General features: G+C 62.0%; 24 protein-coding genes and 1 pseudogene. 16 read left to right on the top strand and 9 right to left on the bottom strand.

Annotated features, from left to right (window positions below; all coding sequences use genetic code 11):
- Positions 1 to 435: ABC transporter substrate-binding protein (locus ACFE72_RS21350; protein WP_375415120.1), on the bottom strand; the 435-nt coding region annotated here is incomplete at its 3' end.
- A gap of 360 nt (positions 436 to 795) precedes the next feature.
- On the opposite strand from ACFE72_RS21350, the gene ACFE72_RS21355 reads away from it, so the two are divergent.
- Positions 796 to 1,074 carry a hypothetical protein gene (locus ACFE72_RS21355; protein ID WP_375415121.1) on the top strand — a complete coding sequence of 93 codons (279 nt, stop codon included), beginning with the start codon at positions 796 to 798 and terminating at the stop codon, positions 1,072 to 1,074.
- A 136-nt stretch (positions 1,075 to 1,210) separates the two neighbouring features.
- Positions 1,211 to 2,077: an SDR family oxidoreductase gene (locus ACFE72_RS21360; protein ID WP_375415122.1), complete on the top strand. Its 867-nt coding sequence runs from the start codon at positions 1,211 to 1,213 to the stop codon at positions 2,075 to 2,077.
- Positions 2,078 to 2,122: 45 nt separating this feature from the next.
- Here ACFE72_RS21360 and ACFE72_RS21365 read toward each other — a convergent pair whose 3' ends face one another.
- Complete coding sequence (locus ACFE72_RS21365) at positions 2,123 to 2,680, bottom strand: sugar transferase (RefSeq protein ID WP_375415123.1); 558 nt, start codon at positions 2,678 to 2,680, stop codon at positions 2,123 to 2,125.
- Between the two features lie 380 nt (positions 2,681 to 3,060).
- Here ACFE72_RS21365 and ACFE72_RS21370 point away from each other — a divergent pair, with 380 nt between their 5' ends.
- On the top strand, positions 3,061 to 3,411 hold the full coding sequence (locus ACFE72_RS21370) for a hypothetical protein (RefSeq protein WP_375415124.1): 351 nt from the start codon (positions 3,061 to 3,063) through the stop codon (positions 3,409 to 3,411).
- 22 nt (positions 3,412 to 3,433) lie between these two features.
- Here ACFE72_RS21370 and cysN read toward each other — a convergent pair whose 3' ends face one another.
- The 4 genes from cysN to purU form a co-directional block, all read right to left on the bottom strand.
- Entirely contained in the window at positions 3,434 to 5,296 is a 1,863-nt protein-coding gene (gene cysN, locus ACFE72_RS21375; RefSeq protein WP_375415125.1) for a sulfate adenylyltransferase subunit CysN, read from the bottom strand.
- 37 nt (positions 5,297 to 5,333) lie between these two features.
- Positions 5,334 to 6,233 (bottom strand): sulfate adenylyltransferase subunit CysD, encoded by a 900-nt coding sequence (cysD, locus tag ACFE72_RS21380; RefSeq protein ID WP_375415143.1) that lies wholly within the window; start codon positions 6,231 to 6,233, stop codon positions 5,334 to 5,336.
- Positions 6,234 to 6,344: 111 nt separating this feature from the next.
- Entirely contained in the window at positions 6,345 to 7,670 is a 1,326-nt protein-coding gene (locus ACFE72_RS21385) for an oligosaccharide flippase family protein (RefSeq protein ID WP_375415126.1), read from the bottom strand.
- A 48-nt stretch (positions 7,671 to 7,718) separates the two neighbouring features.
- Positions 7,719 to 8,582, bottom strand: a complete 864-nt coding sequence (gene purU, locus ACFE72_RS21390; protein WP_375415127.1) for a formyltetrahydrofolate deformylase — start codon at positions 8,580 to 8,582, stop codon at positions 7,719 to 7,721.
- A 147-nt stretch (positions 8,583 to 8,729) separates the two neighbouring features.
- Between purU and ACFE72_RS21395 the strand changes: the two genes are divergently transcribed.
- Complete coding sequence (locus ACFE72_RS21395) at positions 8,730 to 9,578, top strand: uroporphyrinogen-III synthase (RefSeq protein WP_375415128.1); 849 nt, start codon at positions 8,730 to 8,732, stop codon at positions 9,576 to 9,578.
- A 62-nt stretch (positions 9,579 to 9,640) separates the two neighbouring features.
- On the opposite strand, the gene ACFE72_RS21400 is transcribed toward ACFE72_RS21395, so the two are convergent.
- Both ACFE72_RS21400 and gmd read right to left on the bottom strand, forming a co-directional pair.
- On the bottom strand, positions 9,641 to 10,597 hold the full coding sequence (locus ACFE72_RS21400; protein ID WP_375415129.1) for a GDP-L-fucose synthase family protein: 957 nt from the start codon (positions 10,595 to 10,597) through the stop codon (positions 9,641 to 9,643).
- Positions 10,578 to 11,663, bottom strand: coding sequence for a GDP-mannose 4,6-dehydratase (gmd, locus tag ACFE72_RS21405; RefSeq protein ID WP_375415130.1), 1,086 nt, complete (start codon positions 11,661 to 11,663; stop codon positions 10,578 to 10,580). Before gmd ends, ACFE72_RS21400 begins: the two co-directional genes overlap by 20 nt.
- Before the next feature lie 303 nt (positions 11,664 to 11,966).
- Between gmd and ACFE72_RS21410 the strand changes: the two genes are divergently transcribed.
- The 12 genes from ACFE72_RS21410 to ACFE72_RS21465 all read left to right on the top strand — a co-directional run bounded on the left by ACFE72_RS21410 (position 11,967) and on the right by ACFE72_RS21465 (position 25,855).
- Positions 11,967 to 13,202, top strand: coding sequence for a branched-chain amino acid ABC transporter substrate-binding protein (locus ACFE72_RS21410; protein WP_375415131.1), 1,236 nt, complete (start codon positions 11,967 to 11,969; stop codon positions 13,200 to 13,202).
- A 145-nt stretch (positions 13,203 to 13,347) separates the two neighbouring features.
- Positions 13,348 to 14,295 (top strand): branched-chain amino acid ABC transporter permease, encoded by a 948-nt coding sequence (locus tag ACFE72_RS21415; protein WP_375415132.1) that lies wholly within the window; start codon positions 13,348 to 13,350, stop codon positions 14,293 to 14,295.
- A complete protein-coding gene (locus ACFE72_RS21420; RefSeq protein WP_375415133.1) occupies positions 14,292 to 15,593 on the top strand; it encodes a branched-chain amino acid ABC transporter permease in 1,302 nt (433 codons plus the stop codon). Before ACFE72_RS21415 ends, ACFE72_RS21420 begins: the two co-directional genes overlap by 4 nt.
- The gene (locus tag ACFE72_RS21425) at positions 15,590 to 16,339 is read left to right on the top strand and encodes an ABC transporter ATP-binding protein (protein WP_375415134.1); all 750 of its coding nucleotides are present in this window, start codon (positions 15,590 to 15,592) and stop codon (positions 16,337 to 16,339) included. Before ACFE72_RS21420 ends, ACFE72_RS21425 begins: the two co-directional genes overlap by 4 nt.
- Complete coding sequence (locus tag ACFE72_RS21430; RefSeq protein ID WP_375415135.1) at positions 16,339 to 17,034, top strand: ABC transporter ATP-binding protein; 696 nt, start codon at positions 16,339 to 16,341, stop codon at positions 17,032 to 17,034. The genes ACFE72_RS21425 and ACFE72_RS21430 overlap by 1 nt, the downstream gene beginning before the upstream one ends.
- Positions 17,035 to 17,237: 203 nt before the next feature.
- A complete protein-coding gene (locus ACFE72_RS21435) occupies positions 17,238 to 18,059 on the top strand; it encodes an ABC transporter ATP-binding protein (protein ID WP_375415136.1) in 822 nt (273 codons plus the stop codon).
- Entirely contained in the window at positions 18,056 to 19,987 is a 1,932-nt protein-coding gene (locus ACFE72_RS21440; protein ID WP_375415137.1) for a long-chain fatty acid--CoA ligase, read from the top strand. Before ACFE72_RS21435 ends, ACFE72_RS21440 begins: the two co-directional genes overlap by 4 nt.
- Positions 19,988 to 20,150: 163 nt before the next feature.
- A complete protein-coding gene (locus tag ACFE72_RS21445; protein WP_375415138.1) occupies positions 20,151 to 21,044 on the top strand; it encodes a branched-chain amino acid ABC transporter permease in 894 nt (297 codons plus the stop codon).
- A gap of 6 nt (positions 21,045 to 21,050) precedes the next feature.
- Complete coding sequence (locus ACFE72_RS21450) at positions 21,051 to 22,124, top strand: branched-chain amino acid ABC transporter permease (RefSeq protein WP_375415139.1); 1,074 nt, start codon at positions 21,051 to 21,053, stop codon at positions 22,122 to 22,124.
- 57 nt (positions 22,125 to 22,181) lie between these two features.
- On the top strand, positions 22,182 to 23,462 hold the full coding sequence (locus ACFE72_RS21455; RefSeq protein ID WP_375415140.1) for an ABC transporter substrate-binding protein: 1,281 nt from the start codon (positions 22,182 to 22,184) through the stop codon (positions 23,460 to 23,462).
- A 134-nt stretch (positions 23,463 to 23,596) separates the two neighbouring features.
- Positions 23,597 to 24,433 carry an ABC transporter ATP-binding protein gene (locus ACFE72_RS21460; RefSeq protein WP_375415141.1) on the top strand — a complete coding sequence of 279 codons (837 nt, stop codon included), beginning with the start codon at positions 23,597 to 23,599 and terminating at the stop codon, positions 24,431 to 24,433.
- A 198-nt stretch (positions 24,434 to 24,631) separates the two neighbouring features.
- Positions 24,632 to 25,855 carry a phenylacetate--CoA ligase family protein gene (locus ACFE72_RS21465; RefSeq protein ID WP_375415142.1) on the top strand — a complete coding sequence of 408 codons (1,224 nt, stop codon included), beginning with the start codon at positions 24,632 to 24,634 and terminating at the stop codon, positions 25,853 to 25,855.
- A gap of 97 nt (positions 25,856 to 25,952) precedes the next feature.
- Here the strand turns inward: ACFE72_RS21465 and ACFE72_RS21470 are convergent.
- Positions 25,953 to 26,781: pseudogene (locus tag ACFE72_RS21470) on the bottom strand (hypothetical protein); the annotation flags it as partial.

A 26,781-nucleotide genomic window follows, 5' to 3' on the forward strand; every position in this document is an offset into this window, starting at 1 on the left:
CGCCAGCGTGAATGAGGTGCGCACGATATAGGGCGAGCGCTCGGTGATGATCGAGGTGCCCGCCGCCATCACGACTTCCGGCACCTTGGCCTGGGTCGCCAGCGGTGCCGCGGCCAGCGCCGCGGGCGTGACGCCGAAGCCGGCAATAATGGCGACCTTGTCATTGACGATCAGTTCCTGTGCGAGCCGCTTGGTGTTGTCGGGCACGGCAGCGTCATCCTTCAGGATGATCTCGATCTTCTTGCCGGCAACCGTGTCGCCGTGCTGCTGGATGTAAAGCTTGACGGCGTTGTCGATCTGCTTGCCGGTCGAGGCCTGACCGCCGGTCATCGGCAGAATCAAGCCGACCTTGACGGCCTCCTGCGCACGGGCCGACCCGCCCGCGATGACGGCCGCAGCCGTGGCCAGTACCAACATCCTAGTACGAATGAACATCAACGCTCTCCCCTTGATCGGTCTCTTGCTTTAAGCCGAGTCCCCGGCCCTTGCCGTCAACATAGCTGAATTTCTGCAGCCGTATATCGGCGCGGTATGGCGTCGCAGCCACGCCCTATTGTCAATCGCGACAATGGGCTTGCCAGGCCCGTCGGTAATCTCGGTCTTGCTGAGGTATTTAAATACCTTTAGCATGAGGTCCTTGGCCGTGGACCCGAAGCAAACAATTTTACTATATTGGTAGATAATTGCTCCGCGATCGAAACGCCGGCGGCAATATGGCGTAACTGAATTGCCCGGCGAGGCCGACCGTTTTCAACCTGTTTCAAGATTCAGGCGTAAGGCCGCGATTTACCGCCGATGTCCAAAACCCCGCTTTCGTTTTACGCTCTCGTTGTCCTCGCTGGAATCGCGTCCAGCTTAGGCGGGTGCGGCACCATCAACGGCTACCTTGCGGCCGGGATGAGCGACTACATGCCGCATTGGGCTGGCGGCCTGCCGACGGACGCGCCGCCGCGGCCTGGCACGGCCAAGTACGATGAGTTCATGAAGGAGCGGGAGCGAAAGCGCATGGAGGCTGCGGCTCCGAAGGCGGACCCCGACAAAAATTCATCATCCTCACTCGACCCTGTTCACTGACCGTGCAATGAGAGGGCCTTGGCGTTTTCCAGAATAGACGACAGACCATGTCCCGGCGACTTTGTTTACGGAACGCGTCACCACGCGCCGCTGCAGGTAGGGTTCCAGACCTAGGCCAACGACGAGTGTAAATGGAGTGACCACGGGGATTGAGCCTCAGGCAGCGAAAAGCCTGGTCATCGGCGCCACCGGGGTTGTCGGCGGCTATATCATCGAACACCTCATCCTCGCGGGCGAGCGGCCACTTGCGTTGTCGAGGATGCCGCAGAGCAAGGCCGGCGTGGTATGGCTTCAAGGCGACCTGCGACGACCGGAAACGCTGAATTTTCCGCCATTCACCACGCTTTATTGCACTGCCGATGCCGTTCTGCTGCCCGCGGCTTTGCCTTATCTCTTCAGCACTTCATTGAAGCGGATCGTCGTCTTCAGTTCGACCAGCGTTCTGACGAAGATAGACAGTGAAATCGTCGCAGAGCGCGAGATGTGGCAACATCTCGCCGACGCCGAACAAAAGATCGTTGCGGCCTGCGAACAGCACAGCGTCGAGTGGACTATACTGCGTCCTACGCTGATTTATGCCGAAGGCCGCGACCAGAACATCACCCCGTTGTCGCGGCTGATCAGGCGCTTCGGCGTGATGCCGGCGGTCGGCGGAGCAGCGGGTTTACGTCAACCGGTGCATGCGGAGGATCTGGCCATCGGCGCCATCGCCGCAGCATCGAGCGGGTTGGCGGCCAACAAATTCTATTCGCTGCCGGGCGGCGAAACCCTCACCTACCGGGAAATGGTCGGCCGGATCTTCGACGCGTTGCGGCGGCCGCGGCGAACCATTCCGGTCCCGGCCCCGCTGTGGCGAGCGGCGTTTGGCTTCGTAAAACCGCTATTTCCAGGCGCGAATGTCGCGATGGGAACCCGGATGATGGTGGACATGACATTCGATTGCTCGCCGGCCAAACGGGATTTCGGCTGGAACCCGAGGATGTTCCGTCCGACGTTCGAATAGACCGGACGCGTTATTGAGGCGGTGCCGCTGGCACGTTCGCCTGGGTCACCGAACAATCTGATCGACGCCGACACCCTGGCCCCGTAGCGTTGCGATGACGAGCTTGAGATCTCCCACAAGGCCTTGTGTCCGGACATATTGCGCGTCGATTTCTGCAAGACGCCTCGGGTCGGACATATCGATGCCGTTGACCTGGGCAAGTCCGGTAATGCCGGGCCGTACTGCCAGAACGCCCAACCGCCGTCGCGCTTCGACGAGATCGACCTGGGACGGCAGGCAGGGCCGCGGACCGACCAGGCTCATATCGCCGACCAGTACGTTGCCAAGCTGCGGCAGTTCATCGATCTTGAAACGCCGGAGATGCTCGCCGAGCGCGGTGACCGATGAGGCCTGCACCTGATGGGTCGGCAGGTTCGCGGTTCCGGAATACATCGTCCGCAATTTGTAGCAGGTAAACAGCCGGCCGCCTTTTCCGACGCGAACCTGGGCAAAGATCGCAGGACCCGGACTCTGGAGCCGTATCGCAACAATGATAACAAGGAGGAGCGGCCAGCAAATCAGAAGGAACAGGGCGCTGGCAAAGACGTCGAACGCGCGCTTCATCTCTCAATCGCTCCGGCGCGCGCAGCCGTCACCATGGCACGCAGACCCGCTTTGGTTTCGATTCGAGGCGCCCGCCCGGCTTTTTCCAGATTGGCCAAACTCACGACAAGCTCCCGGCCGATCCGGTCCCACAATGCCCGGCGCGCGGTCGCAGAAGTCATCATGCCGATCGCCGGGCCGATAAAGCCCGACGCGCCGGTAACCTGTATCCAAAGGCACATCTTGTGACCCGATTGTGAACTGACAGGCCCAGTTTCCCACCGAGTTTCGCAACAAGCGGCAAGATCAACCGATGATAAAATTCCGCCGTGGTTTGAGCAACAGGCGTCGAAGCTGGTCGAGCTGTCCGGAAGCAGCGTCCGCGCGCGTCCGATGGCACCGTGAAAGCCATCGAACGCCTGAACGACCCGCGCATCGCGATTCGCGTCAACGACTGCAACCGGCGCGAGGTCTATTCGTTCAGCCGCGCCATTTCACTGGCCCGGCATCCGTACATCTTCCTGTCGGACCAGGACGATATATGGCTGACCGGGCGGGTGGCACTGATCATAAGCGCTGCAGACGGCCCTGTTGGCGACAACCCATTTCGAATGGATCGAACGGAACGAACAGCCGCTGCGGATATCTCACGATGGCGTCGTGTCGCGGGACTCCAGCCGCCATCTCAAAAACATTGCCGATATTTTTGCCGGAAAAACCAACTCCTTTGGCTGCGCGATGGCGTGAGCTAGACCATCATGCGCCAGCGGCCGGTCAATGTCCGCCGCCGCCCTCGCCGCTGATGATCTTCCGCCGCATCAGCGCCTCGACTACGCGCCGGGCCGCCTGGTCCGGCGTTTCCTGAAGCGTTCGCACGTGGACTTCCGGCGTTGCCGGCGCTTCATAGGGCGCGTCGAAACCGGTGAAATTCTTGATCAGGCCTGCTTTGGCCTTGGCGTACAGACCTTTCGCATCGCGTCTGACGCATTCCTCGAGCGGCGTGTCGATGTAGACTTCGATAAATTCTCCATCGCCAACCAGATCTCGTAAGCCGATGCGTTCGGCGCGATAGGGAGAAATGAACGAGCACAGCACGATGAGGCCGGCTTCGGTCAACAACTTGGCCGCCTCGCCGGATCGCCGGATATTTTCCACGCGGTCGGCTTCGGTGAATCCGAGGTCGCGGCTCAGCCCATGCCGGACGTTGTCTCCGTCAAGCATCATCGTATGATAACCCATCGCGTGGAGGCGCTGTTCGACAATATTCGCTATGGTCGATTTGCCCGCTCCGGACAAACCGGTAAACCACACGATCGCCGCGCGCTGGCGCTTTAGCGCCGCCCGTTCCGTCTTGCCCACCAGCAGCGGCTGCCAGGGAAGATTGGCCCCGCGCCGCAACCCGAAATCGATCATTCCGGCCCCGACCGTGTGGTTGGTCGAACGGTCGATCAAGATAAAGCAGCCCGTCTTGCGGTTCTGCCGATAGGGATCGAAAGCAACCGGGGTGCCGGTGGCGAGATTGCAGACCCCGATATCGTTCAGTCCCAAGGTCGGGGCGGCAAGATGTTCGCGGGTGTTGACGTCGAGCTTGTACTTGATGCCGGTTACGGTGATCGCGGTCGTCCTGGTTCCGATACGTCCCAGATAGGATCGACCGGGCACGAGCGCCTGGTCGCTCATCCAAATCACGTGCGCGGCGAATTGATCGGACACTTCGGGGCGCGATGCCTCGGCGACGAGGAGATCGCCCCGCGCTACGTCGACTTGATCGGTCAGCGTAATGGTGATTGCGTCTCCCGACTGCGCTGACGCCTGCGCGCCCTCGTAAGTCAGCAGTTGCTTGATGGAAGTGGTCTGGCCCGATACGGCCACCACCACCGGATCTCCGGTCGCGATCGAGCCGGACGCCACCGTTCCGGTATAGCCGCGAAAATCGGGGTCCGGCCGGTTCACCCACTGGACCGGAAAACGGAATGGCCGGTCGACCGCCACACCTTCGACGTCGATCGACTCCAGATAGTCGAGCAATAGCGGGCCGCGATACCATGACGTCCCTCCCGGCCTCGTAATGTTGTCGCCAACCCTGGCCGAGATCGGGATCGGAACAACCGACTTGAAATCGAGTTGAGCCGCGAAAGCCTTATAATCCTGCGCAATGCGCTCGAAGGTTTCCTCCCGGTACCCGACGAGATCCATTTTATTCACCGCCAGAACGACGTGACGGATGCCGAGCAGCGAGCAGATCAGCGAGTGCCGCCTGGTCTGAACCAGAACGCCCTTGCGGGCATCGACCAGAATGACGGCAAGCTCCGCATTGGACGCACCGGTTGCCATGTTTCGCGTATACTGCTCGTGCCCCGGCGTGTCCGCGACGATAAACGAACGCGTGGCAGTGGCGAAAAAACGGTAGGCTACGTCTATCGTGATGCCTTGCTCGCGCTCGGCCTCCAGTCCATCGACGAGCAACGCAAAATCGATACCGTCGGCCGTGGTGCCGTGACGCACCGAGTCTGCCGCCAGCGTCACAAGCTGATCTTCATGGATGAGCTGCGAATCGTTCAGCAACCGTCCGATCAAGGTGGACTTGCCGTCGTCGACCGACCCGCAGGTGATGAAGCGGAGAAGATCCCTCGTCATGTTTCTTTGCCGGCTCTCCCGGCATGAGACGGACGCATCAGAAATAGCCCTCACGCTTCTTCTTTTCCATCGACGAAGACTCGTCGGTGTCGATAAGGCGGCCCTGCCGCTCCGACACCCGCGCGATCCGCATTTCCGCAACGATATCTTTCAAGGAATTGGCGTCCGACTCGATGGCGCCCGTCAGGGGATAGCAGCCCAAGGTACGAAACCTGACCACCCGCAGTTGCGGCCGCTCGCCGGGCTGCAGCGGCAAGCGCTCATCATCCACCATGATCCATGTCCCGCCGCGCCTTACCACCGGGCGCGATCTGGCGAAGTAGAGCGGCACCACCTCGATGTTCTCGAGCATGATGTAGTGCCAGATGTCCAGCTCGGTCCAGTTCGACAGCGGGAACACGCGGATCGTCTCGCCCGCGCCTATTCGCGTATTGAACAAATTCCACAGCTCCGGCCGCTGATTGCGCGGATCCCACGCATGACTGTGCGAACGGAAGGAAAAGATCCGTTCCTTGGCCCGGCTTTTCTCCTCGTCGCGGCGGGCGCCGCCAAAGGCGGCGTCGAAGCCATGAAGATCCAGCGCCTGTTTCAGCGCTTCTGTTTTCATCACCTGCGTGTGCAGCGACGAGCCCGAAGCGATCGGACCGACTCCGCGCGCGAGGCCTTCCTGATTTACATAGACAATCAAATTGACGCCGAGTTTCTTGACGATCTGGTCGCGGAAAACGATCATTTCACGGAATTTCCAGGTCGTATCGATGTGCATCAACGGAAACGGCAAAGGGGCGGGATGAAACGCCTTGACGGCCAGATGCAGCATGACGCTTGAATCTTTACCGATCGAGTAAAGCATCACCGGATTTTTGAACTCGGCGATCACTTCGCGCATGATCTCGATCGACTCGGCCTCAAGCCGCTTGAGATGCTTCGTCAACATTTCGCGCATGCCCTTCGATACGCCGGATACCATCGGTTCTGCAACTCGATTTGTCATGCCGGCCCGACCATGCGGGTGCAGCCTCGGCTTCCGGCAGCCGCCCTGCGAAAATTATCCGCCGGCGCGCCGCGGGCTTCTCAGCGCGGCATAATCCAGAACATTGATATGCAGTATTTTCCTGACCATGAACCAGGAAAGAACGTTCATAAAGGCCAGCGAAAGCGACGTGCTGGCCGCGGCCCCGATCGCTCCGTAACGCGGGACCAGAACGAGGTTGCCCAAGAGGTTGAGCACCGCGGAGGCGGCCACGATGTTTCGCATCAGCTTTTCGTGGCCGGTCATCACCAGCAAAACCGCAACGGAGCCGGTTGCGACATTGACCAGCTGACCGAGAGCCAGGAGCCGCAACGACCCGGCTCCGTCTTTGAATTGCGGACCGAAAAGCTGCAATATCAAATCGGGCACCAGCAGCAAAAGCAGGATCGCCGGAGCTGCCGCCGCCAAGGTCCACATGGCGCCCTGTTGAGCCAGCCGCTTTAACGCGGCGGCATTGCCTTCGGCATGCAGGGCGGCAAACTGCGGAGCCACCACGACATTGATTGCGCTCAGGACGAAGGCCGTGAGCAGGGCGACACGCAGGACAATTCCGTAGATGCCGACTTCGGCGGCGTCGCGCCACATTCCGAGAACCAGAACGTCGGTCCACCCCAGCACCAGGTTCATGCTGTTCACCAGCAGCAGCGGCACGCTGGTTCGCAGCAACTGGCCCATATCGAAGGAGCCGCGTTCGCGCCGAATTCCAGGCATCCGCCAATGCCACATCGCAATGGCGAGAAGCGCCGAGACGAACGCGATGATCACATAGGCCAGGAAAATGGCGTGAACCGTTCCCGCACCCAGGAACCAGAGAACGATGCTGCCGGCAAGCAGGAGCAGCGGCGGGACGACAGCCTGAGAGAACGTACCGGTCGCGGTCGATCCGACCGCTTTCAGAAATTCCGCCTGAACGACCAGCACGGCAACGGGGGCGACGGCAAAGACGAGTAGAGGCAGTTCGCCCCGGAATTCCGGCGCTTTCTCGCCGCCCAGCGACAGATGCGAACCGATCAGCCAGACCGGGAACGCGATGGCTATTCCCGCTCCGAACGCAAGGCTCATGCTTTTTCGATACAGCGCAGCCAAGCTGCCGCGGTCGCCCCGGCTATGGGCGATGGACGCAAAACGCAGGCCGGCGCTTTCAAGCCCGAGGCGCGAAATCGTCGCACTGATATTGACGATGGTGATCGCCAGAAAATACAGGCCTACGCCGGCGACGCCGACGAGTCTGGCCAGCATGATGCTGAACAGGAAGGCCAGTCCCGACCCGGCGACCTGCACGACGAAGGCGGATGCAATGCGAAGCGGACGACCTCGAAAGAAACCAGCAAGTGTTCTCATGTCATTTTCTAGCTGCCGTAACCCGGTCCGCCGTCCGCGAAGGCGCCGTTAGTCCACGAAAACCACGGTTTTACGGCCGTTGAGGATCACCCGGTCTTCGAGATGGTAGCGCATCCCGCGTGCCAGGACGCGGCGTTCGATATCGCGGCCCTTGCGAACCAGATCGTCCGGCGTATCGCGATGGCTTATGCGTTCGACATCCTGATCGATGATCGGACCTTCATCGAGCGCGCTGGTGACGTAATGCGCCGTGGCGCCGATCAGCTTGACGCCGCGCTCATGCGCCTGATGGTAGGGCCGCGCGCCTTTGAACCCCGGCAGAAACGAATGATGGATGTTGATGCACCGCCCCGACAGCTTTGCCGACATTTCGTCGGACAATATCTGCATGTAGCGCGCGAGCACCACGAGTTCGGTTTCGGTCTGGCCGACCATGTTCCAGATCTCGGTTTCCTGCTCGCGCCTGGTCTCCTTGGTTACCGGCAGGTAATGGAACGGAATGTCGCCGAAATCCAGGCCGCTATAGGTGTCGCGCGGATGATTAGAGACGATGGCGGTGAGAATCATCTGCAGTTCGCCGGTGCGCCAGCGATAGAGAATATCGGCAAGGCAATGATCGGATTTGGAGACCAAAAGCATCACCCGGCGGCGAGTGGCGCGGTCACGCATCTGCCAGTCCATCTTGAAGCGCTCGGCAATCGCGCCAAAACCGGTCTGCAGCGCCGGCAGGTTGACCGCGAGATCGGCGGCGGTGAACACCACCCGCATGAAAAAATGCCCGGTTTCGACGTCACTGAACTGCTGGGCATCGAGAATGTTCTGTCCGTTGTGGGCCAGGAAGGTCGACACGGCGGATACGATGCCGGGCCGGTCGGGGCAGGACAACGTCAACACGAATTGATGATCGGACATGGGCTGGCTTGTCGTGAGCGGGTTCAACTGGAACGCGGATTTGCGCCCTGCTCTATCATCCGCAAGACCCTTGCGCCAATCCCGACGGCGGCATCAAATCGAACAAACGACAGGCGACCAGCGTTAAAACGTCATTGCGGGTACATCATGGCTGACAGACTGAACGGCTATCGCATCCTGATTCTGGAAACCCGTGAGGAGGCGCAATTTTCCCGCCTGCTGAGGGAACAGGGCGCGGATGTGCTGCAATGCCCGATGTTCGCCATCCGCGATGCGCCGGATCCCGCACCGATCGAAGCCTGGATCACGCGTTTTGCCGACCAGCCGTGCGACGATCTGGTGCTGATGACCGGCGAAGGCGTGCGACGGCTCATGAAGGTGGCGCGGCGCATGGACGCTGAGCAGAACTTCATTCTGGCTCTCGGCAAGGCACGGAAATTTGCGCGTGGACCGAAGCCGGGACGCGCGCTACGTGAGATCGGACTGGAGCCGCAGGTCACGACGGAGCGGCCCACCTCCGAGGGCATTGCCGAAATCCTGTCGCGGGCCGGTCTGAAGCGGCACCGCGTCGGGCTGCAGCTTTATCCCGACAAAGATCACAGCGCTCTGATCGATGCGATCACAGCGCTGGGCGCCGAGGTCGATCCGGTGTTGCCCTATGTCTACGACGCCGAGGCCGCCGACGCCCATATCGTGGCCGCGGTCGACGTGATGGCGCGGGGAGGCGTCGATGCCATCGCGCTGACGAGTTCAGGACAGGTTCGCCGCCTGTTCGAGGTCGCCCGGTCGCATGGATGTGAGGAACCGTTGCGCGCCGGGCTGGCGCGCACGCCGATCGCCTCGGTCGGTCCGGTCGTATCGGAAGAGTTGAAATCGCATGGCCTGCGCACCGACATCTATCCCGCCAACGAGGCGTTCTTCATGAAGCCGCTGATTTCGGCGATGGCCGTGACCTTGGGCAGGTCGGCGCCGCGCGCCGCATCGAAGTCAGATTGACGTGACGCCTCCGCCCTGCGGGCATGGTGCGGTCAAGCACGGCCAAACTCACGGCCGGGTAGTCACTCGGCCGCCTGCCTGGATTCACTCAAATAGGACTGATAGGCGAGCCTGATCCCGTCCCGCAGCGGGGTGCGCGGGCGCCAACCCAGCTTCGCCAGACGGCTGACATCGAGCAATTTGCGCGGCGTGCCGTCCGGCTTCGAGGTGTCGAAACTGATATCGCCGCCATAGCCGACGGTTGCGGCGACCACGCGCGCGAACTCGGCGATGGTGATATCCTCGCCGCTGCCAATGTTGATCAACTCCTCGCCCGAATAATTCTTCATCAGATGAATGCAGGCGTCCGCCATGTCATCGACATAAAGGAATTCGCGGCGCGGCGTGCCGGTACCCCAGACCGCGACGCTGGCGGCGCCGCTGAGCTTGGCTTGATGAAACCGGCGGATCAGCGCCGCGACCACATGGCTGTATTCCGGATGATAGTTGTCGCCGGGTCCGTACAGATTGGTCGGCATCACACTGATGAAGTCGTCGCCGTACTGGCTGCGATAGGCCTCGACCATCTTGATCCCCGCGATTTTCGCGATCGCATAGGGCTCGTTGGTGGATTCGAGCGGTCCCGTCAGCATCGCATCCTCGCGCAGCGGCTGGGCCGCGAGTCTCGGATAGATGCAGGAGGAACCGAGAAACATCAGCTTCCGGGCGGCATTGACATGGGCGGCGTGAATGATGTTGGTCGCGATGGTCAGGTTCTCGTAAATGAATTCGCCGCGCAGCGTATCGTTGGCGACGATGCCGCCGACTTTCGCCGCCGCCACGAACACCACCTGCGGCCGTTCGGCGGCGAACCATTTGTTGACCGCGGCCTGATCCCGCAGGTCGAGCTCGCTGCGCCCGATCGTCAACAGCTTCACGTCTTCCGATGCCAGCCGCCGAAGCAGCGCACCGCCGACCATGCCGCCATGTCCGGCAACGAAGACCGTCTTGCCTTTCAGCTCAATCGGGGGCCCTGCCATTGGCGGCCTCCCGCCGGGCAATCTCGAGATCGCCCGCCACCATCTCCTTGACCAGTTGCGCAAAACTTGTCTTCGGCCGCCAGCCGAGCTTGGCGCGGGCCTTGCTGGCGTCGCCGATCAATTCGTCCACCTCGGTCGGCCGGAAGTACTGCGGATCGATGCGAACCAGGGTCTTGCCGGACTTCCTGTCGATGCCGGTTTCCTCGATGCCCGTGCCGCGCCACTCGATGCCGCGGCCGACTTCCGCGAACGCGATTTCGACGAATTCACGCACCGAGCGCGTCTCGCCGGTCGCCAGCACGAAATCGTCCGGCGCCTCCGCCTGCAGGATCTTGTGCATGCCCTCGACATAATCCCTGGCATGGCCCCAGTCGCGCCTGGCATCGATGTTTCCGAGATAGAGGCACTCTTCCAGCCCGGTTTCGATGCGCGCGATGCTGCGGGTCACTTTTCGGGTCACAAACGTCTCGCCCCGGATCGGGCTCTCGTGGTTGAACAGGATGCCGTTGGAGGCGTATATGCCGTAGGCCTCGCGGTAATTGACCGTGATCCAGTAGCCGTAGAGTTTGGCCACGCCATAGGGCGAGCGCGGATAGAACGGCGTCGTCTCCTTTTGCGGCGATTCCTGCACCAGACCGTACAGTTCCGATGTCGAAGCCTGATAGAACCGGGTTTCCTTCTCGATGCCGAGAATCCGGACCGCCTCCAACAGCCGCAGCACGCCGAGCGCGTCGGCATTGGCGGTATATTCGGGGCTTTCGAAACTGACCGCAACGTGGCTTTGGGCTGCGAGGTTGTAAATTTCGGTCGGCCTGATCTGCTGCATCAGCCGGATCAGGTTGGTCGAATCCGTCATGTCGCCGTAGTGCAGCAGGAACGGCACATTTCCGGCGTGCGGGTCTTCATAAAGGTGGTCGACGCGCGCGGTGTTGAACGAGGACGAGCGGCGCTTGATGCCGTGCACGGTATATCCGAGGCTGAGCAGGTACTCCGCAAGATAGGCGCCATCCTGGCCGGTAACGCCGGTGATCAGCGCCACGCGCCGTTTCGAATCCTGGGCAACCATATTCGCTCCAACAACGCGCCCAGGATGCCTGAAAGCCGCCGGATGACTGACAACCCCATTACATTGCGCTGGGCCGGCCCGCGACTTTCGGTCCTATGGACGCAGGCCGAACGGTTAAAACCCCTTATCATGGCATCCTTAATACAAGCAAATTTGGGCTGGCACCCCAGACTTGCGGGTTACGCCGCCTTGGACCACAATCGCGCCACATCAAGGCGGATCGCCGGGGCGGCTGAGACTTCAGCCGCTTCTGCGCCTGCTTTCCAACAAGACCGTAGAAAAGGCAAATCCAGGGAGGAATACATGCGTAAACTCATGCTAGCTGCGGCCTTGACGCTGCCGATGTTCGGCAATGCAGCGATGGCGCAGGAGACCGTCAAGATCGGTTACATCGACCCGTTGTCGGGCGGCGGCGCCAGCGTTGGCGAAGTCGGCTTGAAGACGTTCCAGTTCCTTGCCGATGAAGTGAATGCCAAAGGCGGCATCCAGGGCAAGAAGGTCGAGATCGTTCCGCTCGACAACAAGACCAACCCGCAGGAAAGCCTGATCCAGGCGCAGAAGGCGATCGACGCCGGCGTGCGATACCTCACGCAAGGAAACGGCTCATCGGTCGCCGGCGCGCTGTCGGATTTCGTCACCAAATACAACGAGCGCAATCCCGGCAAGGAAGTGCTGTACTTCAATTATGCCGCGGTCGATCCGATCCTGACCAACGCCAAGTGCAGCTTCTGGCATTTCCGCTGGGATGCGAACTCCGACATCAAGATGGAGGCGCTCACCAACTACATGAAGACCGTTCCGGCGATCAAGAAAGTCTACCTGATCAACCAGGATTACTCGTTCGGCGAATCGGTCCGCACGACCGCCAGATCCATGCTCGCCGCCAAGCGTCCGGACATCCAGATCGTCGGCGATGAACTGCATCCGCTGCTCAAGATCACCGACTTCGCGCCCTACATCGCCAAGATCAAGGCGTCCGGCGCCGACACCGTGGTGACCGGCAACTGGGGTCAGGATTTCGCGTTGCTGCTGAAGGCGGCCGCGGACGCGGGGCTGAAGGTGAACTGGTTTACCTATTATGCCGGCGGTACCGGCGGTCCCACCGCCGTCAAGCAGGCCAACCTGAACCACCAGGTGTTCGCGATCGGCGAAGGCATTCCGAATCTCGATCATCCCCCGTCGCAGGAATTCGAAAAGGCCATCCGCGCCAAATATGACTTCAGCCTGATCTATCCTCGTGCCGTCAACGAAATGCGGATGTTCGCCGCGGCGGCCGACAAGGCCAAATCGGTGGACCCGGTCAAGGTGGCGATGGCGCTCGAGGGCATGGAGTTCGAAGTGTTCGACGGCGGCAAAGGCATCATGCGCAAGGAGGACCACCAGTTCTTCCAGCCGATGTACATTGCCTCGCTGGGCGAGCGGACCGAGAAGGAACCGTTCGACGAGGAGAAGACCGGCTGGGGCTGGAAACTGGTCGCCAAGATCGACACTCCGCAGACCATGCTTCCGACCACCTGCAAGATGGAACGGCCGAACTAGTCCGGAGAACGGCAACAAAGAGCGTCATGCCCGGGCCCGTCCCGGGCATCCACGACTTCCCCAGCACCTGTCGCGAAAGACGTGGATGGCCGGACAAGCCCGGCCATGACGAACTCCAGAATTGTGAAATAGACCCGGGACCACGATGCTTGAACTGATCGTCATATCGACGCTCAACGGCGTGCTGTTCGGCATGCTGCTGTTCCTGATGGCGAGCGGCCTCACCGTGATCTTCAGCATGCTCGGCGTGCTGAATTTCGCCCATGCGAGCTTTTACATGCTCGGCGCCTTCTTCGGATTCCAGATCAGCCGATGGTTCGGCTTCTGGCCGGCACTGTTGATCGCCCCGTTGCTGGCCGGCGCGATCGGCGCCGCGGTCGAGCGTTTCGGGCTACGCCGGGTGCACAAGAACGGCCACGTCGCCGAACTGCTGTTCACGTTCGGGCTCGCGTTCGCCATCGAGGAAATCGTGCAGATCGTCTGGGGCAAGAGCCCGGTCGATTTCCGCGTGCCGTCATTGCTGGATTTTCCGGCGTTCACGATCTTCTCCACCAACTATCCCGCCTACAAGATGTTCATGCTGCTGGTGTCGATCGCGATTTTCGCCGGCCTGCTGGTCACGCTGAAGAAGACGCGCATCGGCCTGATCGTGCAGGCCGCACTGACGCATCCGCACATGGTGGGCCATCTCGGGCATAATGTCGGGCGCATCTTCATGCTGGTGTTCGGCGTCGGCACCGCGCTCGCGGCGGTCGCCGGCGTGATCGCCGGTCCGGCGCTGGTGACGCAGTCCAACATGGCCGGACTGCTCGGGCCGATCCTGTTCGTGGTGGTCGTGGTCGGCGGGCTGGGCTCGCTGCCTGGCGCCTTTATCGCCTCGCTCCTGATCGGCCTGATCCAGACCTTCGCGGTCTCGATGAACGGCTCGCTGGCCGGCGCGTTCGGCCCGCTCAGCCCTGCCTACGCGACGACGTGGCTTTCGGACATCTGGGGCGTTACCGTGGCGCAGATCGCGCCGATCATGCCTTATCTGCTGCTGGTGCTGATCCTGATCTTCCGCCCGATGGGCCTGCTCGGGACGCGCGACACATGAGCGAGACCACATCCAGCGTTGCTCCTCCGCTCCCGGCCGCGGCCGAAAGGCTCAAATTCTACGGGCTCTGGATCGCGGCCGCGGCCGTGCTGCTGCTGCTGCCGAAGATTTTCTCCTCGGGCGGCTCGCTGACCACCTTCAGCCTGATCGGCATCTCTATCATCTTCTCCCTGTCCTACAACATTCTGCTCGGCCAGACCGGCATGCTGTCGTTCGGGCATGCGGTGTATTACGGCCTCGGCGGTTTTTTGGTCATCCACGCCATCAACATCATCGGCGCCAACAAGCTGCCGGTCCCCCTGCCCGTCGTCCCGCTGGTCGGCGGATTGACCGGGCTCGTCTTCGCGATGCTGCTCGGCTGGGTTTCCACCCAGCGCAGCGGCACGGCGTTTGCGATGATCTCACTCGGCGTCGCAGAACTGGTGGCCTCCTCGGCGCTGATCCTGCGCTCGTTCTTCGGCGGCGAGGCCGGCATCTCCGCCAACCGCACCAAATTGCTGCGCCTGTTCGACTGGAGCTTCGGACCGCAGATCCAGATTTATTACCTGGTCGCGGGATGGACGCTGATCGCCGTCATCGCCATGTACGCGCTGACCCGTACGCCGTTGGGGCGCATGTGCAACGCCGTGCGCGACAATCCCGAGCGCGTGCAGTTCGTCGGCTACGATCCGCACGTCGTGCGTTATCTCGCCTTCTGCTTCTCCGGATTTTTCGCCGGCATCGCCGGCGCGCTTGCCGCCATCAATTTCGAGATCGCCAATTCGGCTTATCTCGGCGCGGTGCAGTCGGGTACGGTGCTGTTCGCCACCTATATCGGCGGGGTCGGCTTCTTCATCGGCCCGATCGTCGGCGCGATCTTCGTTACGATTCTGTCGCTGGGCCTCAGCGATTTGACGCCGGTATGGCAGCTTTATTTCGGGCTGATCTTCATCGCGGTGGTGGTGTTCGCGCCCGGCGGCATCACCGGACTGTTGATGATGCATCGTCCGCTGCTGAAGGCCGGCACCTTGACCAGGATGGTACCGAGTTACACGGTCGCCTTCGTGCCGACGCTGGCGATGATCGCGGGCCTCATTCTGGCGATCGAAACCATCGTGCACTACACCGTCAACCCCGGCGACGACTCCCATATCAAGGCGTTCGGCGTCAGTTTCGACGCGGCGAGCCGCTATGTCTGGGCGATGGCGGCGGTTCTGCTGATCGGGGGATTCCTGATGGCACGCAAGACCTGGACCTGGGTCGGACACGCCTGGGACGACGCCAGCAGCGGCGCGCGTGAAAAAGGTATCGCCGCATGAGCCCTGCGATCGAACTTTGCGGCGTCGAGAAAAGCTTCGGCATCACCAAGGTCATCCGCAACGTCAATCTGACGGTGGCGCAGGGTGAACGCCACGCTCTGATCGGACCGAACGGCGCCGGAAAATCCACCCTGTTCAATCTGATCAGCGGCTACATGATGCCGACGACGGGCCGCATCCTGTTGCGGGATGAAGTGATCTCCGGCCTGCCGCCCTACCAGATCAACCGCAGGGGACTGTCGCGCAGCTTTCAGGTCACCAACGTCTTCGCCAATATGAGCGTGTGGGAAAACCTGCGCTGCGCCGTGCTGTGGGCGGCCGGCCATCGCTATGCGTTCTGGAAGAACATCGACAATCTGCCGGAAGTGCGCGATCGCACCGCGCGTATTCTGCAGGACATTAACTTGACCCAGCGGCGCGACGTGCCTGCGGGCCTGCTGACCTACGCCGAACAACGCGCGCTGGAGATCGGCATTACCGTGGCCGGTGGCGCGGACGTCATCCTGCTGGACGAGCCGACCGCAGGTATGAGCCATGCCGAGACCGAGCGTGCGGTGGCGCTGATCCGCCGCCTCACCGAAGGCCGTACCCTCCTGATCGTCGAGCACGACATGAGCGTCGTGTTCGGCCTTGCCGACCGTATTTCGGTGCTGGTGTACGGCCAGATCATCGCGTCCGGAACTCCGGAGGAAATCCGCGGCAATGCCAAAGTCAAGGAAGCCTATCTCGGCGAGGAGGCGGCCTGATGCTGGAAGTCAGGGATCTGCACGCCTATTACGGCAAGAGCCACATCCTGCAAGGCGTTGACATGCACATCGACGCCGGCGAAGTGGTCAGCTTGTTGGGCCGCAACGGGGTTGGCCGCTCCACCACGGTCAAGGCGATCATGGGCGAGGTGCCGCCGCAGGGGACCATTCTGTTCAAGGGCGGCAATATCGCAGGATTACCGAGCTACAAGATCGCGCATCTGGGCCTCGGCTATGTACCGGAACATCGCGACATCTTCCCCGGCCTCACCGTGCGGCAGAACCTGATGCTCGGCATCAAGGACCCGAAGAAGCCCGGTAAGTGGCGGCTGGACGACATGCTGCAGATGTTCCCCAACCTCGCCGCGCGCGCCGATACGGCGGCCGGCGTGATGTCCGGCGGCGAAAAGCAGATGCTGACAATTTGCCGCACCCTGATGGGCGACCCGGAACTGGTCATGATCGACGAACCGACCGAAGGGCTGGCGCCGATCATCGTGCAGCAGGTCGGCGACCTCATCGCCGAAATCGCCCGCCGCGGGGTCGCCATCCTGCTGGTAGAGCAGAAGCTGTCGATCGCCATGCGGATTTCGCACCGGCTCTACGTAATGGGCCATGGCCGCATCGTATTCGAAGGCACGCCGGCCGATCTCAAAGACAACCAGGCCGTGCGCAAAGAATGGCTGGAGGTGTGACCCCGCCCGCTCGATCGTCATGCCGGATTTGCCCCGGCCCTCCGCGTCTCGAGCGCCGGCAAAGGAAGACCTGGATGCCCGGGCCAAGCCCGGGCATGACGTGGTGGGATGGGGCAACCGGCACTATGGTATAAGCAGACGGGTTGACCGGCCGCAAAGAACCGGGTTGATCTCGGGGCATACGCGCTAACGGAGGGAAGGGCTTGGAACACGCTTTGGAAGTGCGCGGGGTGTCACTGCGCTTCGGTGGCGTGCGCGCGCTGAGCGATGTGTCGTTCGGCGTCAACGACGGTGAACTGTTTTCGATCATCGGCCCCAATGGCGCCGGCAAGACCTCGATCGTCAACTGCATTTCCGGCCGCTACAAGCCGACCGAGGGCCACCTGTTCTATCACGGCCGCGACATCACCGCGCTCAATCCCAATGCCCGCCCCTCGCTCGGCATCGGCCGTACCTTCCAGAACCTCGCGCTGTTCCACCACATGAGCGTGCTCGACAACATCATGGTCGGGCGCCATCATTTGTTGAAGAATAATTTCATCACCGGGTCGCTGTACTGGCTGACCGGCGCGCGAAAGGAGGAACTCGAGCACCGTCGCAAGGTCGAGGAGATCATCGACTTCCTCGATCTGCAGTCGGTGCGCAAGGCCACCGCCGGCACCCTGTCCTACGGCCTGCGCAAACGGGTCGAACTCGCGCGCGCGATGGCGCTGGAACCGCAACTGATCCTGCTCGACGAACCGATGGCCGGCATGAATTTCGAGGAAAAGGAGGACATGGCGCGCTACGTCGTCGATCTCAACGAGGAGTTCGGCATGACGGTGGTGATGATCGAGCACGACATGGGCGTGGTGATGGACATATCCCACCGCGTGATGGTGCTGGATTTCGGCCGCAAGATCGCCGAGGGCGATCCGGCGTCGGTACTCGCCGATCCGCATGTCAAACGCGCCTATCTCGGCGAGGAAGACGAGGTGCTGGTCGATCCCGACGACACTCCGGCACCCGCGGAGACTGCGGCATGATGGACTACGCCGGCCGCGTCGCTCAGGCTGACACCTATCCAAAACTGCTGCGCCTCAACGCCAAGGAACACGGCGGCGAGATCGCGTTGCGCGAAAAGGACCTCGGCCTGTGGCGCGTGTTCACCTGGAACGATTATCAGAGGCGGGTGCATGACTTCGCGCTCGGCATGACCGAACTGGGCCTCGGCAAAGGCGACGTGATCGGCATCATCGGCGACAACCGGCCGGACTGGGTGTCGGCCGAAATCGCCGCCCATGCCATCGGCGCCATGAGTCTGGGCCTTTACCGCGACGTGCTGGACGAGGAAGCCGCCTATCTCCTGAGCTACGGCGAGGCCCGGCTGGTATTCGCGGAGGACGAGGAACAGGTCGACAAGCTGCTGGCGCTTGCCGAGCGCGTGCCGAACCTGAAGCACATCGTTTATTCCGATCCGCGCGGCATGCGGAAATACGATGATCCGCGCCTGATGGAAGCCGACAAGCTCGCCGCGCTGGGGCGCGATCGCGCCGCGCGCGAACCCGATCTCTATGACCGGCTGGTTGACGCGACCAGCAGTGAAGATGTCGCGGTCCTCTGCACCACCTCCGGCACTACCTCCAACCCGAAGCTCGCGATGCTCGCCGCCGGCCGCGTGCTGCGGCATTGCGCGACCTACCTTAACGTCGATCCGAAAGGACCGGACGACGAGTACGTCTCGGTGCTGCCGCTGCCGTGGATCATGGAACAGGTCTACGTACTCGGCAAAGGCCTGCTTTGCCGGATGAAGGTCAACTTCGTCGAGCAGCCGGACACCATGATGAACGATTTCCGCGAGATCGCGCCGACCTTCGTGCTGTTCGCGCCGCGGGTATGGGAAGGCATCGCCGCCGACGTACGGGCGCGGGTGATGGATGCCTCGCCGCTCAAGCAGAGCCTGTACGAACTCGGCATGAAGACCGGCTTGTCGGCGCTGGCAAAGGGCAAGCATTCCGCGGTCGCCGATACGGTGCTGTTCCGGGCGCTGCGCGACCGGCTCGGCTTTACGCGGCTGCGTTCGGCCGCGACCGGAGGCGCCGCGCTGGGTCCGGACACATTCAAGTTCTTCCGGGCCATGGGCGTGCCCCTGCGCACGCTGTATGGCCAGACCGAACTGCTCGGCGCCTACACGCTGCATCCAGCCGGCGAGGTCGATCCCGACACCACCGGCGTGAAGATGGCCGACAGCATCGATATCCGCATCGACAATCCCGATATTCACGGCGTCGGCGAGATCGTGGTGCGCCACCCCAATATGTTCCTCGGCTATTACAAGAACCCGGAAGCTTCCACCGCCGACATGAAGGACGGCTGGATGCAATCCGGCGACGCCGGCTATTTCAATGCCAACAAGCAGCTCGTCGTGATCGATCGCATCAAGGATCTGGCGGAAACCGCGCGCGGCGAGCGCTTCTCGCCGCAATACATCGAGAACAAGCTGAAGTTCTCGCCTTATATCGCCGAGGCGGTGGTGCTGGGCGCCGGCCGCGAGACGCTGGCGGCGATGATCTGCATCCGATTCTCGATCATCTCGAAATGGGCGGAGAAGAACCGGATTTCGTTCACGACCTACACCGATCTCGCTTCGCGGCCCGAGGTCTATGCCTTGCTGCGCAAGGAAGTCGAGACGGTCAACGCCACGCTGCCGACGGCGCAACGCATCTCGCGGTTCCTGCTGCTCTACAAGGAACTGGATGCCGACGACGGCGAACTCACCCGTACCCGTAAGGTGCGCCGCAGCGTCATCAACGAAAAATACGCCTCCATCATCGACGCCATCTACGGCGGCGAGCGCAATATTCCCATCGATACCGTGATCCGCTTTCAGGACGGCACCACCCAACGTATCCGTACCACGCTCAAGGTGGTCGATCTGGCGCGGGATGCGGCGGCGCAGGAGGCGGCGGAATGATTGTTTACCCGTCGACTCTACCGCCGTCATGGCCGGGCTTGTCCCGGCCATCCACGCCTTCTCTCAGGCTCCAGGGAAGAAAAACGTGGATGCCCGGCACAGGGCCGGGCATGACGAACGTTGGGTCTCGTACCGCCACGATCACCAATCGGGTCGCAACAGCATGAACACCGCCTTCCTGATCCAGCTTCTGGTCAACGGCCTCGTGGTCGGCACGCTGTACGGCGTGGTGGCCATGTCGTTCGTGCTGATCTACAAGGCGACTCAGGTGGTGAATTTCGCCCAGGGCGAACTGCTGCTGGTCGGCGCCTGGGTGTGCTGGGCGCTGCTGACCAAATATCAGGTGCCGTTTTACGTCGGCATGCCACTGACGCTGGTGTTCATGTTCGCCTTCGGCATCGCGATCCAGATCGTGGTGCTGCGGCCGATGATCGGCGAGCCGATCATCTCGGTGATCATGGTGACCATCGCGCTGTCGGAAGTGTTCCAGGCGTCGCTGAAATGGATTTTCGGCGTCAACCCGCAGCCGTTCCCACGCGTGTTCACCAGCCAATCGGTGAATTTTCTAGGGCTTCAGATCCAGACCGTTTACGTCATGAGCCTGGTGGTCTCGGTGGCGATGATGATCGGCATGGCCTGGTTCTTCCGGGTCTCCAAATATGGCCTCGCGATGCGCGCCACCGCCTTCAACCAGCAGGTCGCGCAGTCATTGGGCATCTCCGTCAAAAGCGTGTTCGCGATCGCCTGGGCGATTTCGGCGACGGTCTCGGCGGTGGCCGGAGTGGTGGTCGCCGTCGTCAACGGCGTATCGTCGGGGCTGTCGGCCTACGGCATCAAGGTATTTCCCGCGGCCATCCTCGGCGGCCTCGATTCGATCGGCGGCGCGGTGCTTGGCGGCATCATCATCGGACTACTGGAAAACGTCGCGCAATATATCGACAGCGAATATCTGCACTGGGGCAATCTCTACGAAATTGCGCCGTTCTATGTTCTTATCATCATCCTCATGATCAAGCCGTATGGCCTGTTCGGCACCAAAGACATCGAGCGGGTATAATCCACCATGGCTGGTCAGAACCTCATTCCCGCCGGCGACTTCCGCACCTCCTATGCGGTGGACACCACGATCTTTCCGACCACCGCGAGCCGCAACGCGGCGATCGTCGGCATCGTCCTGATCTGCTTTGCGCCGCAGGTGCTGGGCGCCTACTGGCTGAGCATCCTGATCCAGATCGGGATTTATGGAATCGCGGCGCTTGGCTTGAACATCCTGGTCGGCTTCACCGGGCAAATCTCGATCGGCCATGCCGCGTTCTTTCTGCTCGGCGCCTTCACCTCGGCCTATCTGTCGAATACCTTGCCGATCCCGGTATTCTTCGCGATTCCCTTGGCTGGCGTCGTCACCGCGCTGGTCGGCCTGATCTTCGGCCTGCCGGCGGCGCGGCTGAAGGGACTCTACCTCGTCATCGCGACACTGGCTGCACAATACATCCTGCTCGATTTTTTTTCGCGCGCCGACTGGTTCTCGGGTGGTTCGGTACCGGCATCCGCCGCTCCGTTCTCGATCTTCGGCTATACCTTCCGCGGCGACCGGCAGTATTTCTATGTCGTGCTGGCCTATCTGCTGGTCAGCTATCTGCTCGTGACCAATTTGATGCGGACGCGCGACGGACGCGCGCTGGTCGCGATCCGTGACCACTATCTCTCCGCGGAGATCATGGGCATCAACCTGACGCGATACCGCACGCTATCGTTCGGCCTGGCCGCCTTCTTCGCCGGCATCGCCGGTGCGCTCTATGCGCACTACCAGCTGGTGGTTTCGAATGAGGGGTTCGGCATCGAACGCTCGATCCTGTTTCTGGCGATGATCATCATCGGCGGCACCGGCTCGGTGATGGGCACGCTGATGGGCACCGCTTTCGTCGTGCTGCTGCCTGAATCGATGGAATGGATCAGCGCGGGGCTGAAAGGCAGCGCGGTCGACAAGGCGCTGTCGCTGAACACCAACATCACTTTCCTGCGCGAGATTGCGATCGGACTGATCATCATTCTGTTTCTGGTGTTCGAGCCCGACGGGCTGGCGCACCGCTGGCGGCAGATCAAGACCTACTGGAAACTCTACCCGTTTTCGCATTGAGCTTGCAGCGCAACCGACTACAATAGACCTTAACAAAAGAACCGGAGGAAATTGTTCATGACGATGAAATCTCTATTCACCACCGCCTCGCTGGCGCTGCTGATCAGCGGCGCCGCGGCCGGCGCTCAGGCGCAGATCGCCATCGGCCATCTGGCGGATTATTCCGGCGGCACCTCGGACGTCGGCACCCCCTATGGACAGGGCGTTGCGGATACCTTGGCCTGGGTCAACAAGAACGGCGGCGTGGGCGGCAAGCAGCTCAACGTCGACACCAACGACTATGGCTATCAGGTGCCGCGCGCGATCGCTCTGTACAAGAAATGGTCCGGCGGCGACAAGGTCGCGGCGATCATGGGTTGGGGCACCGCCGATACCGAGGCGCTGACCGGCTTCCTGGCGCAGGACAAGATCCCGGACATTTCCGGCTCCTATGCAGCAGCGCTGACCGATCCGGAAGGTACCAGCGGCAAGGCCAAGCCCGCGCCGTATAATTTCTTCTACGGTCCGAGCTATTCGGACGCGCTGCGCGCCGAATTGACCTGGGCGGCCGAGGACTGGAAGACCAAGGGCAAACCGGGCAAGCCGAAATTCGTGCACATGGGCGCCAATCATCCCTACCCCAATGCACCGAAGGCGGCTGGCGAAGCTCTCGCCACCGAGCTCGGCTTCGACGTATTGCCGCCGCTGGTGTTTGCGCTGGCGCCGGGCGACTACAGCGCGCAGTGCCTCAGTCTGAAGAGCGCGGGCGCCAACTATGCCTATCTCGGCAACACCGCCGCTTCCAATATCTCGGTGATGAAAGCGTGCAAGACGGCCGGCGTCGATATCCAGTTTCTCAGCAACGTCTGGGGCATGGATGAGAATGCCGCCAAGACCGCCGGCGACGCCGCCGACGGCGTGATCTTCCCGCTGCGCACGGCGGTCGCCTGGGGCGGCAATGCGCCGGGCATGAAGACCGTTATGGAAATCTCGAAAATGTCCGATCCCACCGGCAAGGTTTATCGCCCGGTGCATTACGTCGCCGCGGTCTGCACCGCGCTGTATATGAAGGAAGCGCTCGACTGGGCGACCAAGAACGGCGGCGCGACCGGCGAAAACGTCGCGAAGGGTTTCCATCAGAAGAAGGATTGGGTACCGGCCGGCATGGATGGCGTGTGCAACGCCTCGACCTGGACCGACAAGGATCATCGCCCCACCACCAAGGTCGATCTCTACCGCTCGAAAGTATCGGGCCCGACCGATGGCGACGTGAACGATCTGATGAACAAGGGCACCATCAAGCTCGAAAAGGTCAAGACCGTCGAGCTGCCGCGCAAGCCGGAATGGTTCGGGTGGTGAACGAGAAAGCGCCGTCATGGCCGGGCTCGTCCCGGCCATCCGCGTCTTGAAACGAGCAAACAGGAAAGACGTGGATGCCCGGCACACGGCCGGGCATGACGAGTCGTGAAGCCGGCGATGAACGTGAAGCAAACATGACTGAAGCAGCCGAAATCGTCCGCACGCCGGCAGTGCCGGTTTCCGCGCCCCTCCTCAGCGTGCGCAATATCGAGGTGGTCTACGACGACGTCATCCTGGTGCTGCGCGGCTTGAGCCTCGACGTGCCGCAGGGCGCGATCGTCGCTTTGCTCGGCGCCAATGGCGCCGGCAAATCGACGACGCTGAAGGCGATCTCCGGGCTGCTGAGGACCGAGGACGGTGAAGTTACGCGCGGCGAAATCATCTTCAACGGCGAACGGATCAACGGCATCGATCCGAACAAGATCGTGCGTCGCGGCATTTTTCAGGTGATGGAAGGCCGCCGCATTATTTCCGACATGACGTCGCTGGAAAACCTGCGGCTCGGCGCCTTCACCCGCAGCGACGACGAGGTCGGCGCCGATATCGACATGGTTTTCCGGTATTTTCCGCGGCTGAAGGAACGCACCGGCCTCGCCGGTTACCTGTCCGGCGGCGAGCAACAGATGCTGGCGATCGGCCGCGCGCTGATGGCGCGCCCGAAGATGATTCTGATGGACGAGCCGTCGATGGGATTGTCGCCATTGCTGGTCAAGGAAGTCTTCGCGATCATCCGGGAGATCAACCGCGATCTCGGCGTCACCATCCTGCTGGTGGAACAGAACGCGCGCGCGGCACTTTCCGTCGCGAGCCACGGCTACATCATGGAACAAGGCAAGGTCGTTCTCGACGGCAGCGCCGGCGAACTGCGGGACAACGAGGACGTGAAGGAGTTTTACCTGGGCGGCGCCGGGGACCAGCGCAAGAGCTTCAAGAACCTGAAAAGCTTCAAGCGACGGAAGCGGTGGTTATGAGCTAATCGTGGTCATGGCCTGGCTGGTCGCTACCGGATGCATACATCTCATTGTCATTGCCGGGCTCGACCCGGCAATCCATCCTTTAAAGGGTCTCACCAAAGGTGATGGATACGCGGGTCAAGCCCGCCTATGACGAGATGTGCCAATCCAGTCGGGCTTGTCCCGGCCCTGACAAGCTGAAACCAGAGACTGCCGATGACCCACCACTATGACGCCCTCGAAACACGCCCGCCCGCCGAACGCGAGGTGGATTTGTTTTCGCGCCTGCCCGGTATCCTGCGCAAGGCGATGGAAGCACCGGCCTACGCCGGGCGTCTTACCGGTTTCGACCCCGCCGCCGTCACCAGCCGCGCCGCGCTGGCGCGCCTGCCGGTCTTGCGCAAATCGGAGCTGCCTGCCCTGCATAAGGCCGCGCCGCCGTTCGGCGGCTTTGTCGCCGGTTCCCCCGGCTCGTTCGGACGGCTGTTCACCTCGCCGGGCCCGATCTTCGAGCCTGAGTCCAACCGCGCCGATCCCTGGCGCGGCGCGCGGGCGCTGTTTGCGGCGGGCTTCCGGCCCGGCGACGTGCTGCTGAACACCTTCGGTTATCACCTGACGCCCGGGGGATTCATTTTCGACACCTCCGCGCGCGCACTCGGTTGCGCGGTGATCCCGGCCGGCCCCGGCAATACCGAAGCGCAATTCGAACTGGTCGAAGCATATCGTCCGGTCGGTTACAGCGGCACGCCGGATTTCCTCAAAATCCTGCTGGATGCGGCCGATGGCGCCGGGCGCGATGTGTCCTCGATCAAGCGTGCGCTGGTGTCCGGCGCTGCGTTTCCGAAATCGCTTCAGGATGAGATCAAATCGCGCGGCGTCGATGCCTACCAGGCCTTCGCCACCGCCGATCTCGGGATGATCGCATTCGAGACGTCGGCGCGCGAGGGCATGGTCGTCAACGAGGACCTGATTCTGGAGATCGTGCAGCCGGGCACCGGCGATCCGGTGTCTGACGGCGACGTCGGCGAGATCGTCGTCACCTCGCTCGACCCGCATCACCCATGGATTCGTCTTGCGCTCGGCGACCTCACGGCCGCCCTGCCCGGCCCAAGCCGGTGCGGGCGCTCCAACATGCGCATCAAGGGATGGATGGGCCGTGCCGACCAGACCACCAAGGTCAAGGGCATGTTCGTGCGGCCGGAACAGATCGCCGAAATCGGCAAGCGGCATCCCGAATTGGGACGGCTACGTCTGGTCGTCACGCGTCAAGGCGAAACCGACCTGATGACTCTCAAGGCTGAGACCGCAGCTTCGGACGCCGACTTGCAGGAAGCGGTCGCCGCGACCTTGCGCGGCGTCGCCAAACTCGGTGGGGCCGTCGACCTGGTCCCTGTCGGATCGCTTCCGAACGACGGCAAGGTTATCGCAGACGAACGGTGAGACGGCGAGCCTGCGTCGGGAGAGCGATTCTGCTATAGGCGTATGCGGCAAAAGGCACTGCGCGTCGGGCCGGAGTCGGCGATCTCACCGTCGATGATCACGCGAGAAGAAAGTCCGATGCGTGGAGCGCGCCGACGCCGGTGAGCTTGGTTAGAGCAAGGGCGTCGGCGCCACTGCCGCCGGTCGGGTCCCACCAGACCGTGTTGGCGTTGTCGAAGATGAAATAACCGTCGGATCCGGCGTGCGTTGCGATTCCCGGGGCCGCGGCCGCCACTAAGGGCGCGGTGCCGCCCGGTGTCAGCCCGTGTCCGAATGCTGAAGCCGATATCTGAAGATGATCGGTCCCGACGGCAAAGTCGGTGACGGTAGCTGGCGTCAGCAGCGACGAACTGAATACGAACGCATCGCTCCCGGCGCCGCCGGTCATGATCGCCCCATTCTTCGCGACTAGGACGTTATTGCCGCCGTCTCCGTTGATGACGGGCTTTTGGTCGGTCCGGCCCTCGCTCAGCCCGTGGCTCACGTAATGCTGTTCCGCAGCAGTCGGGTTGTTGGGCCCGATAGCAGCGCTCAGATCCTGATAATTTGCAACATACTGGAGCGCATCGAACGACTTAGTGGCGCGATGCTCAAAGTATCCGTGATCGACATAGTGCTGCAATGCCATCGCTACGGTGACGCCCGGCGAAATCAAGTCGGGATTCGACGCAAGATATTCCAGCGCATCGAATGAGGTAGTGACCCGATGCTCAAAGTACCCATGGCCGACGTAATGCTGCAATGCCATCGCCTCGGTGACACCGGGCGAAATCAGGTCAGGATTCGACGCAAGATATTCCAGCGCATCGAACGAGGTGGTGGCGCGATGCTCGCAGTAGCCGTGGTCGACGTAGTGCTGCGATGCCATCGGCGGGGTGACGCCCGGC

It is taken from the genome of uncultured Bradyrhizobium sp. (assembly GCF_964252615.1).
GTDB lineage: Bacteria > Pseudomonadota > Alphaproteobacteria > Rhizobiales > Xanthobacteraceae > Bradyrhizobium.